A 23,506-nucleotide genomic window follows, 5' to 3' on the forward strand; every position below is an offset into this window, starting at 1 on the left:
TTTCCTGATAGTTCCGGGCGCCTCAAGTCGCGGGCGCCAAGTTTCGTGCACCTGGTAAAACGCGCTCTTTAGACGAAATAGATTAACGCATCAATTCGTTTGATGATGGACGACATCAATCATTGCGATTCGTCCCTTTTTGCGGCGGAATCGGTGCTATCCCCAGCCTTTGCGCCCGGCAGCCCATCCGTCTCGTCGGCCTGGCCGGCACGCCGCGCCCGCACCTGCTGCTTGCGCCGCGCCAGATTCTCGCGCAGCTTCTGCGCCGCACGCTCGCGCCGCCGGTCCGCCTCCGTGACCTGCCGGGCATCCGCCGGCTCGCCCGCCTCGCCGCCGACCCCGCCGGGGGCCGAACCGCCCTGCAAAGCCTGCCCTTCATCGATTTTCGTCTTGTCCGCAGCCATGGTTTTCTGATAGCCGAAAACCCCGGCCTTCAAAAGACCGACACATTTTTTCCAACGAACTTTCACAGAACTTGCAATTTGCGGCTTGCACTCCGCCCCGACCTATGGCAATAGCCGCCTCGCCCAATACGGCGCACTCAATCGCGCCACGGAATGCTGCTATAGCTCAGGGGTAGAGCACTCCCTTGGTAAGGGAGAGGCCGAGAGTTCAAATCTCTCTAGCAGCACCAGTTTTATCTTAGGTAATGCTCGTTTTTTGGCTGATAAGCCGGGGCAACCACCGATCTTATAGCTCCTAGCTCCCCAAATGGCCTAATCTATCGAATGCAATGCAATTTGCCGGCTTCGAAAAAGGCTTTTAATGATCTTCGCTCCGCTGCCGGCAGGAGAAAGTGAAATTCAAACCGAACACGCGCCGTCCCACAGGCTGCAATCTTGTTTCCTAAAACTGCTACCTGCATCAAGCGACAGCAGTCAAATTTACAATGTTATTGAACGTCACTCATCTTTTTGGGGCCGACTTCATGATAACTCCTCCGGCGCATCTGCCATGAGGTGTAAACAGCAAGGCTTTCCGATCTCCTCTCCTATCAAGTATTTGATTCACCCGATTTTGCTTGAGCACGAAGCCTCAACGAAACAGCAAAGCTTCTACCTAGATACACCAAAAGATAGAGCTTTTCCGTCAAAAATAGTTGTATAGTATAAAGGATTCAGGCTAAATACAGCCAGCAGCTCCTGCAATAAATTCGAGGCTATTACGTGCACAAATTCGACGATGTGACGATACAACAAATTTTTGGGGCTGATGATGCTGAGAACGAAAATGACGAACGGCTAAAGGAGTATTTCTATAGAAATATGGCATACGACTCTTTGACGTCGAGTTTGCCGGTACGTGTTCTCGTCGGCCATAAAGGCGTGGGAAAAAGCGCTCTGCTAAAGCGAGCATATTTGTCGGACGCCGAGACAAAAACGCCTTGCGTTTGGCTACAACCTGATGCGCTGTTAAACGTCCAATCGGATACCGGGCCTTCTGATCAGTTTGTCCATAGAATCGCTGTTTGGAAAAGCGGTATCTTAAGGGAAGTACTGGGTGCTTTTTTTGACAAAGCGATGCTGGCCCAGGTCCCCGAATTGGACAAGGCATCGGCGAACTCATTGGCAGATATTATCGTGAAATGGCTCGATGAGCAGCCGCTAGAAAACGGTAATCCTCGGTCTATTAACATATACATCGATGACATCGACCGTGGCTGGAAGGCCAATCCTGAGGATATAACCAACATATCTGCTCTGCTAAACGCTATCCGAGATATAGGAGGAAAGCACCCACGCATTCGGTTTAGAATTGGCCTAAGGAGCGACGTCTATTTTCTGGTTCGAACCTCTGATGAGTCTACGGACAAAATTGAAGGAAACGTGATCTGGTTGCGCTGGATCAACGACGATATTCTTAGGGTTTTAGCCAAGAGAATTGCGACCTTCTTTAAGCTACCTTATACCCAACAAGCCATTGACAACCTCGACCAAGGCCAGATTACGAGCCTTATTTTAAAGCACGTTATCGAACCCAGGTTCTCGGGAAAAGGGAAGTGGGAGGATCGACCGGTACATAAGATTTTGCTCTCGCTGACACGAGCAAGGCCGCGTGATCTGGTGAAGCTATTTCGGCTCGCCGCGAAGAGCGCCAATAAGCGAAATGCGAACACAATATCCTCGCAAGACCTTAACGGTATTTTTGAAATGTATTCGCAAGACCGATTACAGGACATCATAAATGAATTTAAGAGTGAGCTACCACAAATTGAGCGTTTGCTGCTTGGAATGAAGCCAAATAAGATTGAAAGGAAAGCTGCAACAAACTACACATTTACCACAGATCAATTGTCGTCCAAACTAACAAACATAATACAACAGAATAGTTTTCAATTTACAAACGGTAAAATCGTAAGTGCGCGATCATTAATTCAATTCATGTATAAAATAGACTTTATAACCGCGAGAAAATCCGACCCAAGCGGAAACGTTGATAGAAAGTATTTTGAACAATCTCGTTTTCTCGGTCATGAAATTATCGATTTTGGTTACGGTTGGGAAATACACCCTGCTTATCGATGGGCGCTACAGCCGGAGAATGTCAATTCAATTCTGGACGCGCTCGACTTATGAAATTACTTCAAGATGTTACTTGGTCCGTTCTTGGCACCATTGGTCGATCATCGATTTCGAAATTGTCAATCCTAATGCCTTTTATTGGCTACCTTATTCTACTACAAGAAAAGTTTGTGGGACTTGCAACTCCATTAGTCTTTCGGGATGGTTCCGATTTTAAGGTCAGCATTGGCTTCTATCTTCTGTATTTCGGACTTTTCATTTTTGGTTTGGGATCATTTATATTTCATATCGCCTCGCCAGAAACAGCGAAGAGTTTTAAATCAGCGGACGACTATGTAGAACGACTCCAAACTTTGGTAACACCTTCAGAATTATTATCAAAGTTGGAATTTATTTTGAGTAAATCTGAAATTAATTCAGCTATATCACGAGAAGCGCTTTTGTATAAAAACGCAATTTCGGTAGGAATTAACGCGCAGCCGCAACAGTCCATAAAGGCATTTGTACTTCGTAGTTTTTTTGATTTGAGAGATAGATCACGATTCTCTCTAAGAGTTACCGTTTTTGTGCTTTTCTCATTAGGAATAATTCTTGCAATGATACCATCATTTATTGCACTGTTGAATGTTTGGGTCGATTTTTCAAAAAATTATCTTTGACAGATGCCAAGATCAAAGAGAGACGCCCAACCCCTGATTGCCTATACTAGCGATCCGACTAAATAGTGATCGATCTGCTATTTGGCCGTGAGGTCGCCTGCGATCTGCTCCGTTATCCGTTCGCGCAAAGACATCCTTGCTAACGTCGAACACGCTAGCAAACTACCTCACCCCACCCCAATTTAGCTGCAATCCCCCATTTAAACCCTTCTCCCATCACATCCATCCTGGCCCGGGAGAGAAGCCTCAATGTCGAAACTACGCGTCGCCGTTCTGTTTGGCGGTCAGTCCAGCGAGCATGAGGTTTCCGTCATGTCGGCCCGCAATGTCGTCAGGGCGATCGATGGTGGCAGATATGAGATCGTGCCGATCCTGATCGATCGCGCCGGGCGCTGGCTGCTGGTGGAGGAAAAGGGCGGCGCGCTGCCGGAGCCGGTTGCCTACGAGGGCACAGAAGTCTGCCTGGTTCCAGGCGGCAAGGGCCGGCTGCTGGCGCTGGAAGGAGCTGGCGCGCGTGAGCTGCCGACGGTCGACGTGCTGTTTCCGGTGCTGCATGGGCTGAACGGCGAGGATGGCTCCATTCAGGGCCTTGCCCAGATCGTCGGCCTGCCCCTCGTCGGCTGCGGCATTCTCGGTTCGGCCAACGCGATCGACAAGGATATGGCAAAGCGCCTGCTGCGCGAGGCTGGCCTGCCAGTGGCGCGCTCGGTCACACTGACGCGCGGCGAAAAGCCAGATTTCGATGAGATCGCCGGCACGCTCGGCTCGCCCGTTTTCGTAAAACCCACGCGCCAGGGCTCGTCGGTCGGCGTCAGCAAGGTGCAGGATGCCGTGGCGTTCGAAGCTGCACTTGCCGAAGCTTTCCGGCACGACCGCAAGGTGCTGGTGGAAGAATTCGTGCGCGCCCGCGAGATCGAATGCGCCGTGCTGGAAGAGCCTGACGGTTCGCTCTTCGTCTCCGTGCCGGGCGAGATCGCGACGGCCGCGACCCACGGCTTCTATTCCTACGAGGCGAAATATCTCGATCAGGAGGGCGCCGTCGTCACCGTGCCGGCGGATATTCCGGCTGACACGGCGGATGTGTTGAAGCGCATGGCGGCGGATGGCTTTCGCGCGCTCGGCTGCGAAGGGCTGGCGCGCGTCGATTTCTTTGTGCGGCCGGATCAGAGTGTCGTCATCAACGAGATCAACACCATGCCCGGCTTCACCAATATCAGCATGTATCCCAAGGCCATGGGCGCCTCGGGCATTTCCTATCCGGAGCTGGTCAGCCGCCTGATCGAGCACGGTCTTGCGCGGGCGCGGCAGGCCTAGAGCTATTCCAGGAAAAGTGCGCAGCGGTTTTCCGTCCGGAATTGCGTCAAAACGGACAGCAAAGGGTGGCAGGCTTCAATGCCGCCTGCCCTCAGACCTTTTCCGTCTTCTTGGTCTTCACCTTCGGCTCGACAGGCGCATCCGGCGTCGGCGCCAGCAATTTTCTCAGCGAGGCGATCTTGTCCTTCACCAGCGGGCGGAAGCGGCTGGCGCGATAGGGCATGTCGGCAGCGCCATAGCCTTCCGGGCCGTCATCATTGCCGCGATGGATTTCTTCGAGCTTCACGCCGATGAAGGTGCCGTCGACATAATGCGTGTATTCGCCGACCCAGCGGATGGTGTAGATCGTCCCCTTGCGGATCAGCTGATCGATGCTGACATGCTTGAACTTGTCGTCGATGCAGACGACCTTCTGGCCCACATGGAAATCGTAGCTCACCCTGCCCTCCTTGATGCGGCTGAAGCGATCCGCCGCGCCGTTCACTTACAAGCATATCCGCATATGTGCCAGTGGGTAAACGCGGGCAGACGTCGCAGCCGGGATCAATGACTCGGTGACAAAGCAACCCGTTGACATCCCTAATGGAAAGCTGAAGATTGCGCTTCGCTCAAGCAGCCGTAAGGCTTGGCTTTCATCCACATCCGCTATTCGCAAGGCCGCTGAAGGCTCCTGAAGTTCATGCCCACCCTCCGCCTCATTGCCGATGACTTGACCGGCGCGCTCGATACCGCCGTCGAATTCGTCGGCGTCTACGGGCCGATCGCGGTGGAGCGCAGCGATGCGCTTTCCGAGAAGCTGCCGGATTGTCTCGCGATCGACAGCGGCACCCGCGAGAAGACGGCGGCCGAAGCAGAGGTGATCGTCGGCGGCATCGCGCCGTTGCTGGAGGGCGCCGATCTCGCCTTCAAGAAAGTGGACAGCCTGTTTCGCGGCCCCTGGGCGGTGGAGCTCGCGGCCTGCTTCCGGCTCGGCCACTGGCGGCATTGCATTCTCGCGCCGGCCTTTCCGCATCATGGGCGCCACACGCGGGGCGGACGGCAGGTGCTTTATGCCGGCAAGGACGCCTGGCGCGATGTCAGCGGCGATATAGCAGCACATCTGCGCGCCGAGGGTTTGCCGGCCTTCAACACGCCGCTCGCCGAGATCGCCATCGATGCTCTCGAAGGCCAGCCCATACCGGATGGCATCCATATTTTCGATGCGCATACGGATGAGGATCTGGATGCCATCATCGCATGGGTATCATCGCAGCTGGAGGGACCGGTGCTTTGGAGCGGCACCGGCGGCCTCGCCCGCGCTCTGGCGCGTAATATCGAGCTGGCAACCCATCATCTGCAGCGCAGCAAAAAAGACAAAGGCGAACACCATCCGACGCCATCAGTTCCCATCTCGCGCAGGCTGCAAAGGCCGGTGCTCGGCCTGTTCGGCTCGGATCAGCCGATTACGCTGGCGCAACTCCAGGCCTGCGGCCCCAATTGGCTGAAGCTTGGCGAGCGTACGGATGCCGAAGCCATCGATCATCAGATCCGGCAAAGCGGCGTCGCCATGGTCAGCCTCGACCTGCCGACCGGGCTAGACCGCGACGATGCCGCAAGGCGCATCGCGGCGAGCTTTGGCGGCATGGCCAAGACGCTGCCGGCTCCGGGCACATTGATCGTCGCCGGCGGCGAGACCCTGCGCAATCTCTGCTCGGCGCTCGACGTGTCGGCCCTCAGCATCACCGGCCAAGCGGCACCCGGCCTACCCCGCTCGACGATCGTCGGCGGCCCCTGGCAGGGCACCACGGTCATTTCGAAGTCGGGCGCCTTCGGCGGCCCAACCCTGTGGCGCGACCTCTTGAGTGAAAACGGGCTGATTGCCGGAGGAGAAGAACCATGACGCGGCATCTCGCAATCACCATGGGCGACCCCGCCGGCATCGGCCCTGAAATCATCGTCAAGGCTGCCGCTCGGCTGAAGGGCAGGCTCGATGAAGGTAAGCTGAAGCTGACGATCATCGGCAGCGGCCCTGCCCTGCGGCTCGCCGAGCGGCAACTCGGTCTCGATATCGAGATCCCGGAAGCTCGGATGGAGGGAGAGTGGCCGAACCTCTGCTTCATCCAGGCCGATGCCGAGGGAGAGCCAATCCTGCCGGGCCAGCTTTCCGCCGATGGCGGCCGCATGGCCTTCAAGGCGATCGAAAGGGGTGTTCAGCTCGCCATGGCTGGCAAGGTCGGCGGCATCGTCACCGCACCGCTGAACAAGGAAGCACTGAACAAGGCCGGCTTTCACTATGCCGGCCATACCGAATTGCTGGCGGAACTGACCGGCGCTCGCGGCTCAGTGATGATGCTTGCCCATGGCAACATGCGCGTCAGCCACGTGACAACCCATGTCGCGCTGGAAGACGTGCCGAAGCGCCTGACGCCGGAACGGCTGCGGCTTGTCATCGATCTCACCTACAAGGCGCTGAAGAACCTCGGCATCACCAGCCCGAAGATCGCCGTCGCTGCGCTGAACCCACATGCCGGCGAAGGCGGCCTCTTCGGCCGGCAGGATATCGATATCTCCGCGCCCACCATCGCCGAGGCCGTCTCCGACGGGTTCGACATCGTCGGTCCCGTTCCCGGCGATACCGTTTTCGTCAAGCTGCGCGCCGGCCAGTATGACGCCGTCATCGCCATGTATCACGACCAGGGGCATATCCCGGTCAAGCTGCTCGGCTTCGAGATCGATCCAGCGACGGGCAAATGGATGGATCTTTCCGGCGTCAACATCACCCTTGGCCTGCCGATCGTGCGCACCTCCGTCGATCACGGCACCGCCTTCGATATCGCCGGCAAAGGCATCGCCAATGAGCGCAGCCTGATCGAGGCGATCGAATTCGCCGAAAGGCTGGCGGCCGGCCGATAGGCTCCTCAGGGAGCAGCCGGCGTCTCGCCAAAGAGCTGATCGGTGCGCTCAGCGAGCAGCGCAAGGAAAGCTTTCGTCCGGGCAGCCGGCCGCAGCCCCGGCGGATAGATCGCATGGACGTCCACTTGCCTGAACTCATAGGACGGCAGCAAGGGAACGAGCCTGCCTTCGGCGATTTCCCGGGCGCAGACGGCAGCGAACAAGGAGCCTATTCCTCTTTCCGCCAACACCGCCTCCATAAGCGGCCGCCAGTGATTGACGCGCCATGCGGTACGGATGGGCACGTCCACCGGCCCGCCGTCGGGACCGATCAGATGCAGCCGCTCATCCGCCGCAAAGCCGGCGAAGCGGATGAAAGGGTGTGCCGCAAGCTCCGCCGGCTCACGCGGCATCCCGTGCCGCTCGATATAGCCGGGTGCTGCCAGCAGCCGCCGCCGCAGCGTCCCCAGCCGGCGGGCAATGAAACTGCCGCTGCCGATCTCGCCGATTCGGATGGAGAGATCCACGCCTTCCGTCATCGGATCGACGAAGCGGTCGTTCAAGGTCACATCGATGACCAAAGCCGGATGCTGTCTCTGAAATTCGATGAGCAGCCGCGGCAAGGTCATCTCGCCAAGCCCATGCGGCGCCGCGATCCGGAATGTTCCGATCAGCGATGTCTCGGTCGAGGCGACGGAAGCCTCCGCCTCCTCGGCGGCTTCGATGGCGCGCTTTGCATGGTCGTAGAAGCGCGCGCCCGCATCGGTCGCCTGCACCGAACGCGTCGTCCTGTAGAGGAGCCGCACCCCCAGATGCTTCTCCAGCTTCTCGACGCGTTCACTGACGGTAGGCTGGCCGAGGCCGAGATCACGCGCAGCGGCCGAAAGGCTGCCGCGTTCGACGACACGGGTAAAGATGCGCATGGCGGAAAGCATATCCATGGCCGCATACTATCGTCTTTTACGATAAATAACATCGCCACTCGCTCTCTTCTAAAGCATATGCCGATCGACGAGTTTGAGGCTGGTCAACAATCCAATCGGAGAACCAGTCTTGCAGACCAACACCATTCAAGCGGGTAATACACAGGCTCAGTCGTTCCAGGGCCAGAACATCGTCATCATCGGCGGCTCCTCGGGCATCGGCCTGGCAACCGCCAAACAGGCCAAGGATGCCGGCGCGAATCTCTTCCTGATTTCCCGCAATCCTCAGCGTCTTCGGGAGGCTGCCGAAGCGATCGGCGGCGCGGCCCAGATCGTCGCGGACATTGCGGCCCCGCAACCGGCAATGTTCGCAGGGATCGACAGGATCGATCATCTGCTGATCACGGCTGGAACGGTGCATTTACAGCCGCTCAAGGAGCAATCGGAAGCAGATCTCTCGAAGGTGATGAACGAACGAGTGATCGGCCCTTTGCTTGCCATCAAAGCGGCCCTTCCGCTTCTGCATCCTGCAAGCTCGATTACCATGACCTCAGGCCAATTCGCCTCCCGCCCCGCCGCCATCGGTGCCATTGTGGCAGCTGCCGTCGCCGCGGTCGAAAGCACGGTTCGCGCCCTCGCCCTGGAATTGTCGCCGATGCGCATCAATGCGGTTTCGCCGGGATGGGTGGATACGCCGCTGCTCGATGGCCTGATGGGCGAGGCCAAGCGACAGGTGCTCGAACAGACCGCCTCGATGCTCCCCAGCCGCAATATCGGCCGGCCGGACGATATCGCCCAGGCGATCCTCTTCCTGATGGCGAACCGTTTCATGACGGGAGAGGTCTTGCATATCGATGGCGGCGGTCGCTTGGTCTAGCTGCTCGGCGGCCGGCAAGAATTCGAAAAAATTTTCGCAACCCTGTCGGCCCTACCGCTCCTCTTTCGTCCTTCGAGCATCCAACGAGAGAGGAGCACCCAATGTCCAAGATTGCCCCATGCCTGTGGTTTGCGCGGGAAGCCGAGGAAGCAGCGAATTTCTATGTCTCGCTTTTCCCGGATTCCCGGATCGATCATGTGCAGAAGAACATTATCGACACGCCCGCCGGTAAACCGGATGAGGTTCTGGTCGTCAATTTCACGCTTGCCGGCCAACGCTTCATGGCGCTGAACGGCGGCAGCCACATCGAGTTCAACCATGCGATTTCGCTGGAGATTGACTGTGCCGATCAGGCCGAAGTCGATCGCTTATGGGACGGGCTTTGCAATGGTGGAGCGCCAGTGGAATGCGGCTGGGTGACGGACCGTTGCGGCGTCTCCTGGCAGGTCGTGCCGGCGGTGCTCCGCAAGTATATCGCCGATCCGGACCCGGCCAAGGCCGCCCGCGTCATGCAAGCCCTGATGAGGATGGTCAAACTCGACATTGCCGGGCTCGAAGCCGCCTATCGCGGCTGAGCATCGTAGCCTTTTGGGAGGTTGCACAAGGCGCGGCCTCCCGAAGACTACGCTGAATCTCTCTGAAATTTCAACGGTTCAGACCAATGCCTACGCCCGTAAGACTTGCGGCGGATCGATGCTTGGAATACCGTCCCATATAGGCTCGCCAAAGGCGGGTTTCTCGACACCATGTCAAGCAATTGGACTGCCGCGGCCGTTCAGACACGACCCGGCAGGAAACGGTCGATTTCATGCAGCATCAACGAGACCGTATCGATCTCACCGGACGTGATTACACAGCGATCTATGCCCTAAGCGACATCCATGGCTGCTACGACGAGATGGCGGAGGCTGAAAGACGCATCATTGCCGACGCCCGCACCCTTCCCGGCCGAAAGCTTCTGCTGTTTCTCGGCGATTATGTCGATCGCGGCCCGCGCTCCAGCGACGTGCTCACCCATCTCAGCGCCCCGCCGCCGGAAGGCTTCGACCGCTACGCGCTTTGCGGCAATCACGACGATGTCTTCCTGCGCTTTCTCGATGATCCCGATACCAACGTCCATTGGCTCGAATTCGGCGCGCTGCCGACACTCGCCTCCTATGGCGTCGATGCCAGGCACATTCTTTTCGACCTTGGCTACAGCGTCCAGCAATTGCGCGACATGATACTCAGCGCCATGCCGCCAGCGCATGTCGATCTGCTGCGGTCGCTCGCCGCAGCCATCACATTCGGCTCGACGCTCTTCGTCCATGCCGGCATCAAGCCCGGCATTCCCTTAAGCTATCAGACTGACGAAGATCTGATGTGGATCCGCGAACCCTTCCTGTCGGAGGGGCCGCAATTGCCGCTTCTGGTGGTCCACGGCCACACGCCTGGCTCCCATCCGATTTTCGGCATAGGCCGCATCGGCATCGATACGGCGGTTTCCATGGGCGGAAGCCTGACAATCCTCAAGATCGCCGATGGCAGGCCGATGATCCTGCCGCCGATCTAGAGCATTTCCAGGAAAAGTGCGCAGCGGGTTTCCGTCCAGAATGCGTTGGGAAATAAGAAGATAGGGCGTTTTCGCGATTCGAGGAAAATCGGAAATGCTCTAACGGCCCAAGCAAAACCCCGGCCTTAGACCGGGGTTTGTTTCTTTCGGGTGCCTCACTCCGCCGCCACGGCCGGTGGCAGCTGGATCGTATTCTGCTCCTCCTCGTCGGTCTGCTGCTTGGCCGGCGGCTCCGCCGACTTGTGCTTCGGCTCGCGGCCGAAGAAAAGGGCATAGCCGGCGGGCAGAACGAAGATCGTCAGCACGGTCGCAACCAGAATGCCGCCCATCATGGCGTAGGCGAGCGGCCCCCAGAAGACACCGCGCGAGATCGGGATCAGCGCCAGCACGGCCGTCAGCGCCGTCAGCATGATCGGACGGAAACGACGCACGGCCGAGCCGATGATCGCTTCCTTCCGGTCCATGCCCGCCGCGATATCCTGGTCGATCTGGTCGACGAGGATGATCGAGTTGCGGATGATGATGCCGAGTAGCGCGATGACACCGAGGATCGCGACGAAGCCGAAGGGCGCGCCGCTGATGAGCAGAGCACCGGCCGCACCGATGATGCCGAGAGGGCCGGTCGCCAGCACCAGCATCGCCTTGCCGAAATGCTGCAGCTGCGCCATCAGGAGCACGACGATGATGACGAGCATGATCGGCGCCTTGGCAGCGATCGAGGCCTGGCTTTCGGCGCTGTCCTCGGCGCCGCCCTGGATCTCGATCTTGTAGCCGGCCGGCAGGCTGGTCCTGAGATCGGCCATGTCGCTGTAGAGCTTGGCGGTCACGTCGTTCGACTGCACATTGTCGGGCAAGGTTGCCCGTACGCTGATGGTCGGCAGACGATCCCGGCGCCACTCGATGCTCTGCTCCATGACGGGCACGATCTTGGCGACCTGCGACAGCGGCACGAACCCGCCGCTATCGGTCGGAATGTAGACCGAATTCACCGAGGTCAGCAGGTGGCGGCTTGCCTCCGGCTCGCGGGCAACGATCCCCACGGTTTCCTCGCCTTCGCGATAATTGTCGAGGGTGAAGCCGGACATCGAGGCCTGCAGCATCTGGCGGATGCGCTGCGAGGTGACGCCGAGAGCACGGGCACGATCCTGGTCGATGACCAGCTTCATGGCAGGCACCGGCTCGAGCCAGTCGTCATGGATGGCGCCGAGCAGCGGGTTCTGGGTGAAGCGCTGCTTCACCTCGTCGGCAATATGGCGAACCTCCTGCCGGTCAGGACCCATGACACGCAGCTGCACGGGCCAGCCGGTGGGCGGACCGAGGAACAGACGGTCGACCTTGCCACGGACGGAGGGGAAATCCGCCGCCAGGATGCCACGCATCTTGGTGATCAGCCGCTCGCGGGCCGGCTCGTCCTTGGCCATGACCAGCATCTGGGCATAGTTCGGATTGGTGAGCTGCTGATCGAGCGGCAGGAAGAAGCGCGGGGCGCCCTGACCGACATAGGTGGCGATGAAGCGCTTATCCGGATCATCGGCCATACGGGCTTCCAGTGCCTGAGCCTGACGCTCGACTTCCTTGATGCTGGTGCCCTCGGGCAGCCAGAGATCGACAAGAATTTCCGGACGCGACGACTGCGGGAAGAAATTCTGCGGAATGAACTGGAACGACCACAGGCTGCCGACGAAGGCGGCAAGCGTCAGGAGCAGTACGATGACGCGGTGGCGCACGGCCCAGGTGACCGACGACCGCAGGCGGCGATAGAAGCGCGTGTCGAACACATCATGATGCTCACCGGCATGGTGGCGCTGCTTGAGGATCATGTAGCCGAGCCATGGCGTGAAATAGACGGCCACGAACCAGGAGACCACGAGCGCGATACCGACGACGTAGAAGAGCGTGCGGACATATTCGCCGGCTGTCGATGCCGCAAAGCCAACCGGAATGAAGCCGGCTGTGGTGATCAGCGTGCCCGTCAGCATCGGGAAGGCAGTCGAGGAATAGGCGAAGCTGGCGGCATCGAGCTTCACCAGCCCCTCTTCCAGCTTGCGCTCCATCAGCTCGACCACGATCATGGCATCGTCGACCAGCAGGCCGAGCGCGATGATGAGTGCGCCGAGCGAGATACGCTGCAGGTCGATGCCGAGCTCGTACATGATGGCAAAGGTCGCCGCCAGCACCAGCGGGATGGCAATGGCGATCACGAGACCGGAGCGCCAGCCGATCGACAGGAACGAGACGATCAGCACGATGACGAGGGCCTCGCCGAGCGCATGCATGAATTCGCTGATAGCGTCGGTGACGACATCTGGCTGATTGGCGATCTGATCGACCTGAACGCCGACCGGCAGCGAGGCTTCGAAGCGCTTGTAGGTTTCCTCAACCGACTTGCCGACATCGGTCACCTTGAAGCCTGGAGCCATGACAACGCCGAGCTGCACGCTCGGATGGCCGTTGAAGAGGAACTTGGCGGTATAGGGATCCTGCAGCCCGGCGGTGACGGTGGCGATATCGCCGAGGCGAGTCACCTGGCCGCCGGCGTTGAGCCGCAGATTCTTGATATCCTCGATCTTGTTGACATCGCCCTCGACCGAAATGCGCACCGAGCGCGTGCTGGTATCGACCGTGCCGGCCGGATCGACATTGTTCTGGCCAACGATGGCGTTCTTCAGGTCGGTGAGCGTCAGTCCGCGCTCGGCCAGGACCTTGGAAGAGACATCGATATAGATCTGCTCCGCCTGGTCGCCGATGATGGTCGCCTTTTCGACACCGGGCGTCGAAAGCAACATGTCACGGGCCTGGATGGCGAATTTCTTCAGCTCCGGATAGGTATAGCCGTCGCCGCTGATCGAATGCAGCGTGATGAAGGTATCGCCGAATTCATCGTTGAAATAGGGGCCGAGCAGGCCGGATGGCAGCTCGTTGCCGATATCGCCCACCTTCTTGCGGATCTGGTAGAAGGCGTCCTTCACCTCAGCGGTATTGGTGTCGCCCTTGATCTGGATGGTGGTGATGGCAAAGCCGGCGCGGGTATAGGATTTGACCCAATCGAGATGCGGCGTTTCCTGCAGCTTGCGCTCGATCTTGTTGACCACCTGGTCTTCCATGTCCTGCAGCGAGGCGCCGGGCCACACGGTCTGCACGACCATGACGCGGAAGGTGAAATCCGGATCTTCCTTCTGGCCCATATGGGTCAGGCCGAGCGCGCCGGCGATGATGATGAGCCCGAACAGGAATCGCGCGATGCTCGGATGGGCAATCGCCCAACGCGACAGGTTGAAACGCTTCCTCTCGCCGGAGGTGCTATTGATGGACATGATCTCGTCCCCCTCGATCCGGGTCAGCGTACGATATCCGCCGAGGCGGCTTTGGTGTCTGCGGAAGCTTGCTGGGTTGTGGCACCAGAAAGCTTGACCTTCATGTTTTCGCTCATGAACTGAGTGCCGGCGGCAACGACGACATCGCCGGTCTTGAGGCCATCGGCCACGCGCACGCCGTCATCTGAAAAATCTGCGACCTTGATGGCGCGGGAATGCACGGTGCCGGCACTGCGATCGACGAGCCAGACGATCTGCTGCCCGTCCCTCTGCGCAAGCGCGCTCAGCGGAATGGAAACATAGGGCTGGGTATTGTCGGCAAGCGCCTCGATCGTCGCGGTCATGCCAAGCAGAACGCGCGGATCGTTCGGCACGCTCACACGCACGGCGAAGGTGCGCGATTGATCGGCGCTACCCGACACTTCCCGCACCTTTCCATCCAGCACGAGAGCCGCATCAGACCAGAAGCGCGCCTTGACGTCCTTGCCGACCTTGAACTGGGCGATGTCCATTTCCGGAACAGCGACCTGCACTTCCTTCTCGCCATCGACGGCAACGGTGATGACGGGTGTGCCAGAACTGACCACCTGGCCGACATCGGCATTGATTGCAGTCACGATGCCGTTCATGTCGGAGGTCAGGTCGGCATAGGCGACCTGGTTCTTGGCCTCAGTCAATGCCGAAGCCGCGGAATCGCGCGTCGAAACGGCCTGCTCATAGGAGAGTTCGGCCTGCTCGAGCTGCGACTTGGAGGTGACATTCTTGTCGAAGAGTGTCTGCGCGCGATTGCGGGCAAGCTCGGTCGTCTGCACCTGCTTTTCGGCCGCATCCAGATCGGCCTGCGAACGGCGCACGGCGAGAACATAGTCGGTTGCGTCCATGCGGGCCACCACATCGCCGGGCTTTACCCTTTGGCCGATATCCACCTTGCGCTCGACGATCTTGCCGTTGACGCGAAAGCCAAGATTCATGTCCGTCCGCGCACGCACGGCGCCGGAATAGTCGAGCTTGCGCGTCGTATCGGCCTGGGCGATTTCGACGACCTTGACCGGCCGGATCACCTCCGCCGTCTCTTCCTTCTTCTCATTGCAGCCCGAGAGTCCAAGCCCCAAGGCTGCAAGAAGAACCGCACCGGCAGCGGCCCGTAGAGTGTTAGTCGTCAGCGAAACCATGTCGCTCTCCTAAAATCGAACAAAAAAGTGGGAACACGCCGGCCATCCGGAGCGCGCATTGCTATTTCTTCAAAGCCCTGATGGCGAATTCGATGAGATCCTCGGGTTCGGCCCGGTTTGTCTTGGCGAGGCACTGGGCCACCATCTGGGGATGACAAAGATTGATGGTCGCCGCGCCGAAACATTTGGACGCGACATAGGGGTCCTGCTCGAAGAACTCACCGGCGGCGATGCCCTCCGCAATGATCTCGGCGATCAGATCGTGGATACGATCGATATGCTTTTCGATGACGTGCCAATCACGCTCGATGGCGATAACGACCATCTCGTGAACCTTCTGCTCGTCGAGCATCGCCTCCATCGTCATCTTGTACTGGGCCATGGTATAGGCCCGCAGCCGATCGGTCGCACTGATAGGCTGATTGCGGATGGCAAGCGCCATCTGGTAGCTCTGGCCAAGCATGCGCCCACAGAGAGCCTGATGAATTTCCGTCTTGGAGCCGAAGAACCGGTAGATATTTGCCGTCGACATGCCGAGATCCCGGGCGATATCGGCCACGTTCGTCTTGCTGTAGCCATAGTGGCGAAACAGCTTTTCGGCGGCATCGAGAATGCGCGTGATGTTTTCCTGGCGGGCAGGATCGGCGCTAACGTCGGAAAGATCGAGCATAAGCAGGCCTGATGGTTTACGAGTGACGATTTTCAATTTTCGTCACTCGTAAACCATCAGAGCGCCGATGTCAATGAAACCGACCACAACTTGGGCGGCTTTTAGATGCTATTGAATAAACCGAGGATGCGCCGAACTACTTGAAGCAAGAGTTAAACGATCGACAACGGCCTCGCGGAACGAAGCCGAAAGTGTCCGAAATTTTATCGCGACGCCGCCGCTGCGTTGTCAGGCGCTCAAGAGTGTCGGATGAAAACGTCGAAGGCTGAAAAAGCCGACGAAGACAATGACCACCAGCAGCGCCACCTGCGCCGCGAGAATCGGCGGTTCGTTACCGGTAGGCGCCAGCGCATTGAGAGCCGGTATCTTCTGGAACGATTGAATGATCAGCACCAGACAGTTGAAGAAGAGCAGCACCAGTGCGCCGACGACGAAAACCGACCGCCAGATGCCGGCGAGGTGAAATGTGTAACGCGCCAGCGCCGTCGGAATGAAGATCAGCAGACAGATGATGCCGACGATGATCGCGGGCGTAACGCCGTGAAACGGGAATAGGAAACCTGTCAGGCTCGTGAGAGCCGTTGTCAGCATATAGACCAGCGTCGACCGGTTGTGGCGGTCGGCCGTGAGGAACCCGTAGGCCACCACGATGCCGCTGATGATGGCGATCAAGCTGATGACGACATGAATCAAGAGAATTCCAGACATTCGCCCCTCCAAGTGGGCATTGCATTTCGATGGAAATGACAGCCCAATGCCCGAATGCGGAATATATATGAAACGCGCCGCGCCAGCCAGCGCGACGCGAAGGCCCAAAAGGCCGCTTAAGCGGCGTGAACTTCCAGAGAGATCGGAACGGAAGCAAGCGCCTTGGAAACCGGGCAGCCGGCTTTCGCCTTGTTGGCAAGCTCGGTGAAGGTGGCCTCATCGGCGCCGGGCACCTTGCCGGTCAGCGTCAGATGGATTGCGGTGATGGCGAAGCCACCTTCGACGCTTTCAAGCGTCACCTTGGCCGTCGTCTCCATGCTTTCGGCGGTAAAGCCGGCTTCATTCAGGATCAGCGACAGGGCCATGGTGAAGCAGCCGGCATGCGCCGCGCCGATCAGCTCTTCCGGATTGGTGCCGGCAACGCCTTCGAAGCGGCTGGCAAAACCGTAAGGATAGTGATTGAGCGCGCCGCTCTGCGTCGAGATCTGACCCTTGCCGTCCTTCAAGCCACCGGACCATTGAGCCGAACCTGTGCGATTGATCTGCATGTCGTCCTCCTTGTCGTTGAATGAATTTCGGGAGCGGAACCGTCTCCCGTTGATGATCGACGGCAAGCGGCTTGGCCACCTGCACCGTCACCATAATTCTTCTATCCGCCGAAGACGACGCCGCGGTAACAGAAGCGGCGTCGATCCCGAAAGGCGATTGCGCAGCCTTTCAAATCATCATACAAGAATATTGCCAATGTATGATGATTATCGTATCATGATTTCAATATGGTCACGAAACGCGGCCGGGCATCGCCTGCATGAAAGACCCGCATGTCTCTGATCGAGAGATATTCGGGAAAACATGCGAAACGGTGTGGGGGAGATAGGGTGGAATCACTCGAAAGACAGGGGCACGACTCATCGGCTCAGCCCGGGCGTCGTCCGCGCGTGCGCAGAAACGTGACGGCATCCATCGCCGAAGACATCTGCGCAGAACGCTATCCTTCCGGCTCGACGCTGCCGCGCGAAAACGATCTCTGCGAAATGTACGGCGTCAGCCGTACGGTCATCCGCGAATCCCTCAAGGTGCTGGAGTCCAAGGGGCTCGTGCGTGGCAAGCCGCGCATCGGCACCACCGTTTGCGACAAGGACGACTGGAACATTCTCGACCAGGATGTGCTGGCATGGATGGGGCCCTATATCGCCGATTTCGATATTCTCGGCTCCATCCTCGAAGCGCGTCGCACCATTGAACCCGCCGCCGCGGAATATGCGGCCGAGCGCGCTACGGCTCGTGAAATTGCCGATCTGGAGAGTGCATGGCAGCAGATGCGCGACAGCGGCGATGATCCGGAGGGCTTTACCGAGGCCGACGTGACGTTCCACAAGCTGCTGCTCGGCGCCAGCCACAACCAGGTGTTCCGGCGCCTCTCCAGCGCCATGCATGCCGGCCTCAAATATGCGCTTCACGCCTCCAACGTCGCCGCCCACAGCCGTGACGAAGCGATCGCCGTGCACGGCGAGCTCGTGGAAGCACTGCGCATGCGCGACCGCGATGCGGCGCGCGCCTGTACCCACCGCATGCTCGATCTTGCCGCCCGTGATCTTGCCGTCGAACGACGGCTGGACAAAGGCCGGAAAGCAAATCCCGAAACCCCGAGATCCGTGGCCTCGCGCCGCTGACCCAACCCAAAGCCAAACGGAATCATTCCCATGAAAATCACCAAGCTGACGACCTATATCGTTCCCCCGCGCTGGCTGTTCCTGAAGATCGAGACCGATGAAGGCATCGTCGGCTGGGGTGAGCCCGTGGTCGAGGGGCGTGCGCTGACCGTGCAGGCAGCCGTGCACGAGCTGGAAGACTATCTGATCGGCAAGGACCCCTTCCTCATCGAGGATCACTGGAACGTCATGTATCGCGCCGGCTTCTATCGCGGCGGCGCCGTGCACATGTCGGCACTGGCCGGCATCGACCAGGCGCTCTGGGACATCAAGGGCAAGGCGCTGGGCCAGCCGATCCATTCGCTGCTCGGCGGCCAGGTGCGCGACAAGATCAAGGTCTATTCCTGGATCGGCGGCGACCGCCCCTCCGACGTTGCCAACAACGCCAAGGACGTGGTCGCGCGTGGCTTCAAGGCGATCAAGCTCAATGGCTGCGAGGAAATGCAGATCGTCGACACCTACGACAAGGTGGAAAAGGCGGTCGAAACCATCGCCACCATCCGCGAGGCGATCGGCCCCTATATCGGCATCGGCGTCGACTTCCACGGCCGCGTCCACCGGCCGATGGCCAAGGTTCTCGCCAAGGAGCTGGAACCCTACAAGCTGCTCTTCATCGAGGAGCCGGTGCTTTCGGAAAACCGCGAGGCGCTGAAGGAAATCGCCAACCATTGCTCGACCCCGATCGCGCTTGGCGAACGCCTCTATTCGCGCTGGGATTTCAAGTCGGTCCTGTCGGACGGCTATGTCGACATCCTCCAGCCCGACCTCAGCCATGCCGGCGGCATCACCGAATGCCGCAAGATCGCGGCCATGGCCGAAGCCTATGACGTGGCGCTCGCCCCGCATTGCCCGCTCGGCCCGATCGCGCTTGCCGCCTGCCTTCAGGTCGACGCCGTCAGCTACAATGCCTTCATCCAGGAACAGAGCCTCGGTATTCACTATAACAAGGGCAACGACATCCTCGACTACATCTCCAACAAGGAGGTGTTCCAGTATGCCGACGGTTTCGTCTCCATCCCGCAAGGACCCGGCCTCGGCATCGAAGTCGACGAAGCCTATGTCATCGAGCGTGCCAAGGAAGGCCATCGCTGGCGCAACCCGGTCTGGCGTCACGAGGACGGCAGCGTCGCCGAATGGTAAGATGATAGCCTTCGCTACCTGAGGGCGAAGGACGGCAAATCCAGCCAAAGCGGCCGGCAATCGCATCATCGCGGTTGCCGGCCGTTTTTTGGAGCGTTCATGAAACAATGAGTTGCCGAACACGCAGCCGGCGAAGGGCGATCCTACTGAAAGGCGGGGCGATATAGGTGTGTTGCCAGCTCCAATGATGCCGCAGTCTCATCGAGGGCTTTCATCACCACACCGATATCCTGCGACGGATTGCTGTAGAACCAGTCGATGGTAAAGCGCAGCGTCTGGCCGAGCTGCTTGGTATTTCCCGCCATCGGCGGCAGCGCCAGAGCGCGCAGCTGCATGTTCTCGCCGCCACGGGCCTGATCCCGCGTCCACCACGCCAGAAACTCCAGCGCTTTCAGGCCCTTCTCATCCCTTTCGATCGAGAACCCGATCGAAAGCAGCAATTCGTCCGGCAAAGCCCCTTTCGTTCTGCGCAAGGCGGCGGCGGGCAGATCCGCATAGGCGCCGGGGAGAGAAAGATCCGAGACAGCGACATCGGGCAGATAGACTTTGCCGAGCTCGACGTCCGTGATGCCCGGTATGGCTTTGACGGCCTCCGTCAGCCGGGCCACCTCTTTGGGAGCTTCATTGGCCATGGACTGCATCGCCACGGACCGGACGATCCCCAATGCGAGAAATAGTCGTTGCCACCATCTTGCCACCGCTCAAGTCCGTATTCGAAGTCGATAGCGCAACTTGGCAAAGGTGGCTGGGAAAATCAAACCATGACGGGAAGAATTGGCAACTTTGACATCGCAAGGGGCAATCCTGGCGGCTGGATGCTCCGGATTCGGACCAAGGCATCGCCCAAAAAAGTTGCGCCTGCAGTATCGGCGCAGATACTGCAGGCGCGTCATGCGTCTCAACAAGCCCCCAGGGAGACGCATTACCGGAGCATGATCACCAAAGGCGTGGAGTGCCCTTTAGCTCGGACCATGCTCAAGCAGGCAATTTCAGACTACTCCCGCTCGCCGGTGAAGTTCAGCAGCAGCTGGAAGATGTTGACGAAGTTCAGGTAGAGCGACAGGGCACCGAAGACGGCGAGCTTCTGCTGCGATTCCTGATCATGGTTTTCGGCATACTGTTCCTTGATGTTCTGCGTGTCCCAGGCGGTCAGGCCGACGAAGACGACGATACCGATGACCGAGATGGCGAACTGCAGCGCGCTCGAACCCAGGAAGATATTGACGATGCTGGCGATGATGACGCCGAACAGACCCATCATCAGGAACGAGCCGACGTTGGAAAGATCACGCTTCGTCGTATAGCCGTAGAGGCTCGTCGCGCCGAACATGGTCGCGGCGATGAAGAAGGTACGCGCGATGCTCGTGCCGGTGAAGACCAGGAAGACGGAGGCCAACGACAGGCCCATGACCGCACAGAAGGCCCAGAACATCATCTGCGCCGTGCTTGCCGACATCGACTGGATGCGGAACGAGAAGAAGAACACGAAGGCGAGCGGCGCCAGCATGACGACCCACTTCAGCGGGCTCTGGAAGATCGGCACGTAAAGCGCCGGCGTCGTGCCGACGATCAGCGCGACGATGCCCGTCACCACAAGGCCGATGCCCATATAGTTGTAGACGCGCAGCATATGCCGGCGCAGTCCCTCGTCGAAGAGCGCCTGAGAGCCGGCGGCGGCTCCGAAGCCGTATCGCGGATTGGTCGGGTTCATGGTCGTTCTCCTTTAATCCAAACTAGTAGAGGCTGCGGGCAAGCTTTTCGGCATCGCCGTCCAGCTGGCCTGCCTTGCCATTGCCGATCAGCGCATAGGCAACTTCGCCGATCTGCCAATAGGCAGCCTGGACATCGTCACGCTTGATGTGACTGACGTCCTGGACGGCGAAATTGCCCGGGCGGACGGCGAAAAGTGACAAATGTCCATCTTCTCCGGCATCGACCATCATTTCGATGCTTGGGCCGAACTCGGACGGATAGATCTGCGCATCGGTGACGCGCCAGTCGCCCGGCAGTTCCGGCAATACGATTGCCGTCGAAGCACGGATTTCTTCCGGATTGTAACTCGCAGCCGCCGATTGCGGCTTGATCTCCTCGCGCACGGCAGTCGTCTTATAGGCGCGCACCGCATCGTCGACGAAGGCCGGCGGCCGCGTGGACGCACTGACCTCGCTCGCCGTAAAGGCGCCGAAGGACGTATGCGCGACCCAGCCGGTCGTGACTAGAACGGCGATGGCGGCAACGCGCTGGAAGGAACCCAGCATGCGGCCATAGACCAGCCCGCGCTCCAGCCGCCGTGCGGCTTCGCGCGTTTCGGCCCGGACCACATGGCCTTCCCCGGCCAACGCCATGCGCAACTCGCCGCGGATGCTCATATCGGCCATCACCTTGGCGGCGATTTCCGGATGCTCCGAGAGGTAAGATTCCACCTCGACACGGCGCGCGAGCGTGAGCTCGCCATCGACATAGGCGTCGAGATCGGTATCGATGATCGGATCAACGATTTTCATTGCCGCCTCCCTCGATGACACGCAGATGTGAAACCTTGGAGGCAGCCTCCTCGAAATGGCGCAGGCTCGCCCTTGCCCGCGCAATGCGGGACATCAGCGTGCCGACAGGAATGCCAAGTGCCAATGCCGCCTCCTGATAGGAGAGGTCCTCGATCGCCACCAGATGCAGCGCCTCGCGCTGCTCCTCGGGCAGATTGAAGAAGGCTTCGCGGACCTGGCTCAAACGCACCGTATGGTCTTGCGATGCCGGCAACGCCACTTCCAGCTCGGCCGCCGCTTCTTCATGGCGGCGGTTCAGCGACTTCTTCTGGCGCAGGCGGTCGATATGCACATTGTGCAGGATCGACAGCAGCCAGGTGCGCAGATTGCCGCTGTTGCGGAAAGATGACTTGCGCTCATAGGCCTTGACCAGTGCGTCATGCACCAGATCCTCAGCCTCGTCCGCATTGCGCACGAGCGAGCGGGCGTATCGTCTCAGCGAGCCGAGCTGCCCCAAAACATCGAATGTGCGTCCTTTGCGTTCCATACACCTATATACGGAAGCACTGCGGATTCTATTCCATCGCCCAACGAATTTTTTGCTGATTTTTTTACATCAGCACGAAATCCTTGGGTTGCGGCAGCGGCGGCAGGTCGGTTTCGCCCAGTGCTTCGCGCAGATTGATCTCGATCGTATCGGCAAGGGCGCCGATGGCGAGCGCATTGGGGCGATGGCCGAAAGGGTCTTCCAATTCGTCGCCCAGCGCATCGAGACCGAAGAAGGTATAGGCGATGAGGGCAGTCACGAAAGGCGATCCCCAGCCGAGCGTATCGACATAGCCGAAAGGCAGCAGGAAACAGAAGAGATAGGCAGTACGATGCAGAAGCAGCGTGTAGCCGAAGGGCAGCGGCGTGTTGCGGAGCCGCTCACAGGCAGCCTGGACAGCTCCCATCTGGCCGATGCTGATATCCAGCATCTGATATTGGATATCCGAAATCGCTCCTGACGCCTTCGATCGAGCGAGATCGGCCGACATCAGACGCAGGATGAGATCCGGCCGGTTCTGGGCCGCATGATAGAACTCTGCCTCGCTTGGCGTCAGCAAGCTCAGCACCTTCTTCTCGTCGCTGCCGGGCCGAAGGAGACAGACCAGCGCCTGCGCAAAAGCCATCGTCAGGCGCAGCAGGTTTTTGCGCGCCTCGACACCCGCCTCGCCGGCCACCTCGAGGACCTGCGTCTGGCGGGCGAAACCACGCGCCACATAGACGAGCTGCCCCCAATCGCGGCGCCCCTCCCACCAGCGGTCATAGGCGGCATTGTTGCGGAAGCCGAGGAAGATTGAAAGCGCGATGCCGAGCAGTGAAAGCGAGGAGCCATTGAAGGAAACGACGAGGTTCGGCCGCTCCTCGTGACCCCAGACGATCAGGGCCGACATCAGGAAGATGACGACGATCTGCGGCAGGATGCGCCGAATGATCGATCCGCGAACGATGAAGAACAGCTGGAAAAGATTCGGCCGGTCGCGAACGATCATGACGAAACGCACTCTCGATGACTATCTGGTGCGGCAGCAATACACCAGACAGGC

23 protein-coding genes and 1 tRNA gene are annotated in these 23,506 nt (G+C 59.2%); 11 read left to right on the plus strand and 13 right to left on the minus strand.

What is annotated here, in order from left to right; translation table 11 throughout:
* Positions 1–119: 119 nt before the first annotated feature.
* A complete protein-coding gene (locus GA0061103_RS15965) occupies positions 120–437 on the minus strand; it encodes a hypothetical protein (RefSeq protein WP_425349509.1) in 318 nt (105 codons plus the stop codon).
* Positions 438–559: 122 nt separating this feature from the next.
* Here GA0061103_RS15965 and GA0061103_RS15970 point away from each other — a divergent pair.
* From GA0061103_RS15970 to GA0061103_RS15980, 4 genes are all read left to right on the plus strand, one after another.
* Positions 560–634 (plus strand) — tRNA-Thr (locus GA0061103_RS15970).
* 532 nt (positions 635–1,166) lie between these two features.
* Positions 1,167–2,576, plus strand: coding sequence for a P-loop ATPase, Sll1717 family (locus GA0061103_RS15975; protein WP_092712647.1), 1,410 nt, complete (start codon positions 1,167–1,169; stop codon positions 2,574–2,576).
* On the plus strand, positions 2,573–3,181 hold the full coding sequence (locus tag GA0061103_RS34765) for a hypothetical protein (protein WP_141694436.1): 609 nt from the start codon (positions 2,573–2,575) through the stop codon (positions 3,179–3,181). Before GA0061103_RS15975 ends, GA0061103_RS34765 begins: the two co-directional genes overlap by 4 nt.
* Before the next feature lie 249 nt (positions 3,182–3,430).
* A complete protein-coding gene (locus tag GA0061103_RS15980) occupies positions 3,431–4,495 on the plus strand; it encodes a D-alanine--D-alanine ligase family protein (RefSeq protein ID WP_092712649.1) in 1,065 nt (354 codons plus the stop codon).
* Positions 4,496–4,586: 91 nt separating this feature from the next.
* Here the strand turns inward: GA0061103_RS15980 and GA0061103_RS15985 are convergent, their stop codons facing one another.
* On the minus strand, positions 4,587–4,934 hold the full coding sequence (locus GA0061103_RS15985; RefSeq protein ID WP_004117911.1) for a CAP-Gly domain-containing protein: 348 nt from the start codon (positions 4,932–4,934) through the stop codon (positions 4,587–4,589).
* A 240-nt stretch (positions 4,935–5,174) separates the two neighbouring features.
* Between GA0061103_RS15985 and GA0061103_RS15990 the strand changes: the two genes are divergently transcribed.
* On the plus strand, positions 5,175–6,374 hold the full coding sequence (locus GA0061103_RS15990) for a four-carbon acid sugar kinase family protein (protein ID WP_092712651.1): 1,200 nt from the start codon (positions 5,175–5,177) through the stop codon (positions 6,372–6,374).
* Positions 6,371–7,387, plus strand: a complete 1,017-nt coding sequence (gene pdxA / locus GA0061103_RS15995; RefSeq protein ID WP_092712653.1) for a 4-hydroxythreonine-4-phosphate dehydrogenase PdxA — start codon at positions 6,371–6,373, stop codon at positions 7,385–7,387. The genes GA0061103_RS15990 and pdxA overlap by 4 nt, the downstream gene beginning before the upstream one ends.
* A gap of 5 nt (positions 7,388–7,392) precedes the next feature.
* Here the strand turns inward: pdxA and GA0061103_RS16000 are convergent, their stop codons facing one another.
* Positions 7,393–8,307, minus strand: coding sequence for a LysR family transcriptional regulator (locus GA0061103_RS16000; RefSeq protein WP_092712655.1), 915 nt, complete (start codon positions 8,305–8,307; stop codon positions 7,393–7,395).
* A gap of 112 nt (positions 8,308–8,419) precedes the next feature.
* Between GA0061103_RS16000 and GA0061103_RS16005 the strand changes: the two genes are divergently transcribed.
* From GA0061103_RS16005 to GA0061103_RS16015, 3 genes are all read left to right on the plus strand, one after another.
* On the plus strand, positions 8,420–9,166 hold the full coding sequence (locus GA0061103_RS16005; protein WP_092712657.1) for an SDR family oxidoreductase: 747 nt from the start codon (positions 8,420–8,422) through the stop codon (positions 9,164–9,166).
* A gap of 101 nt (positions 9,167–9,267) precedes the next feature.
* Positions 9,268–9,741 (plus strand): VOC family protein, encoded by a 474-nt coding sequence (locus GA0061103_RS16010; RefSeq protein ID WP_092712659.1) that lies wholly within the window; start codon positions 9,268–9,270, stop codon positions 9,739–9,741.
* Positions 9,742–9,974: 233 nt separating this feature from the next.
* The gene (locus GA0061103_RS16015; RefSeq protein ID WP_092712661.1) at positions 9,975–10,718 is read left to right on the plus strand and encodes a metallophosphoesterase family protein; all 744 of its coding nucleotides are present in this window, start codon (positions 9,975–9,977) and stop codon (positions 10,716–10,718) included.
* Positions 10,719–10,873: 155 nt separating this feature from the next.
* Here GA0061103_RS16015 and GA0061103_RS16020 read toward each other — a convergent pair whose 3' ends face one another.
* The 5 genes from GA0061103_RS16020 to GA0061103_RS16040 all read right to left on the minus strand — a co-directional run bounded on the left by GA0061103_RS16020 (position 10,874) and on the right by GA0061103_RS16040 (position 17,130).
* Positions 10,874–14,032, minus strand: coding sequence for an efflux RND transporter permease subunit (locus GA0061103_RS16020; protein ID WP_092712662.1), 3,159 nt, complete (start codon positions 14,030–14,032; stop codon positions 10,874–10,876).
* Between the two features lie 23 nt (positions 14,033–14,055).
* The gene (locus tag GA0061103_RS16025; RefSeq protein ID WP_092712664.1) at positions 14,056–15,204 is read right to left on the minus strand and encodes an efflux RND transporter periplasmic adaptor subunit; all 1,149 of its coding nucleotides are present in this window, start codon (positions 15,202–15,204) and stop codon (positions 14,056–14,058) included.
* 61 nt (positions 15,205–15,265) lie between these two features.
* Entirely contained in the window at positions 15,266–15,874 is a 609-nt protein-coding gene (locus tag GA0061103_RS16030; RefSeq protein ID WP_092712666.1) for a TetR/AcrR family transcriptional regulator, read from the minus strand.
* Between the two features lie 228 nt (positions 15,875–16,102).
* On the minus strand, positions 16,103–16,582 hold the full coding sequence (locus tag GA0061103_RS16035) for a hypothetical protein (protein WP_092712668.1): 480 nt from the start codon (positions 16,580–16,582) through the stop codon (positions 16,103–16,105).
* 116 nt (positions 16,583–16,698) lie between these two features.
* Positions 16,699–17,130: an OsmC family protein gene (locus GA0061103_RS16040; protein WP_004117925.1), complete on the minus strand. Its 432-nt coding sequence runs from the start codon at positions 17,128–17,130 to the stop codon at positions 16,699–16,701.
* A 330-nt stretch (positions 17,131–17,460) separates the two neighbouring features.
* Between GA0061103_RS16040 and GA0061103_RS16045 the strand changes: the two genes are divergently transcribed.
* The gene (locus tag GA0061103_RS16045; protein WP_092712670.1) at positions 17,461–18,255 is read left to right on the plus strand and encodes a FadR/GntR family transcriptional regulator; all 795 of its coding nucleotides are present in this window, start codon (positions 17,461–17,463) and stop codon (positions 18,253–18,255) included.
* Positions 18,256–18,285: 30 nt separating this feature from the next.
* Positions 18,286–19,434 carry a galactonate dehydratase gene (gene dgoD, locus GA0061103_RS16050; RefSeq protein ID WP_092712672.1) on the plus strand — a complete coding sequence of 383 codons (1,149 nt, stop codon included), beginning with the start codon at positions 18,286–18,288 and terminating at the stop codon, positions 19,432–19,434.
* A 143-nt stretch (positions 19,435–19,577) separates the two neighbouring features.
* Here the strand turns inward: dgoD and GA0061103_RS16055 are convergent, their stop codons facing one another.
* The 5 genes from GA0061103_RS16055 to GA0061103_RS16075 form a co-directional block, all read right to left on the minus strand.
* Positions 19,578–20,066, minus strand: coding sequence for a hypothetical protein (locus tag GA0061103_RS16055; protein ID WP_092712673.1), 489 nt, complete (start codon positions 20,064–20,066; stop codon positions 19,578–19,580).
* 362 nt (positions 20,067–20,428) lie between these two features.
* Positions 20,429–21,145 (minus strand): Bax inhibitor-1/YccA family protein, encoded by a 717-nt coding sequence (locus GA0061103_RS16060; protein WP_092712675.1) that lies wholly within the window; start codon positions 21,143–21,145, stop codon positions 20,429–20,431.
* 22 nt (positions 21,146–21,167) lie between these two features.
* A complete protein-coding gene (locus GA0061103_RS16065; RefSeq protein WP_092712677.1) occupies positions 21,168–21,938 on the minus strand; it encodes an anti-sigma factor family protein in 771 nt (256 codons plus the stop codon).
* Positions 21,925–22,464 (minus strand): sigma-70 family RNA polymerase sigma factor, encoded by a 540-nt coding sequence (locus tag GA0061103_RS16070; RefSeq protein ID WP_092712679.1) that lies wholly within the window; start codon positions 22,462–22,464, stop codon positions 21,925–21,927. Before GA0061103_RS16070 ends, GA0061103_RS16065 begins: the two co-directional genes overlap by 14 nt.
* Positions 22,465–22,528: 64 nt before the next feature.
* Entirely contained in the window at positions 22,529–23,452 is a 924-nt protein-coding gene (locus GA0061103_RS16075; RefSeq protein WP_092712681.1) for a bestrophin family protein, read from the minus strand.
* Between the last annotated feature and the right edge of the window lie 54 nt (positions 23,453–23,506).

This window comes from Martinezella multihospitum (genome assembly GCF_900094585.1).
GTDB lineage: Bacteria > Pseudomonadota > Alphaproteobacteria > Rhizobiales > Rhizobiaceae > Rhizobium > Rhizobium multihospitium.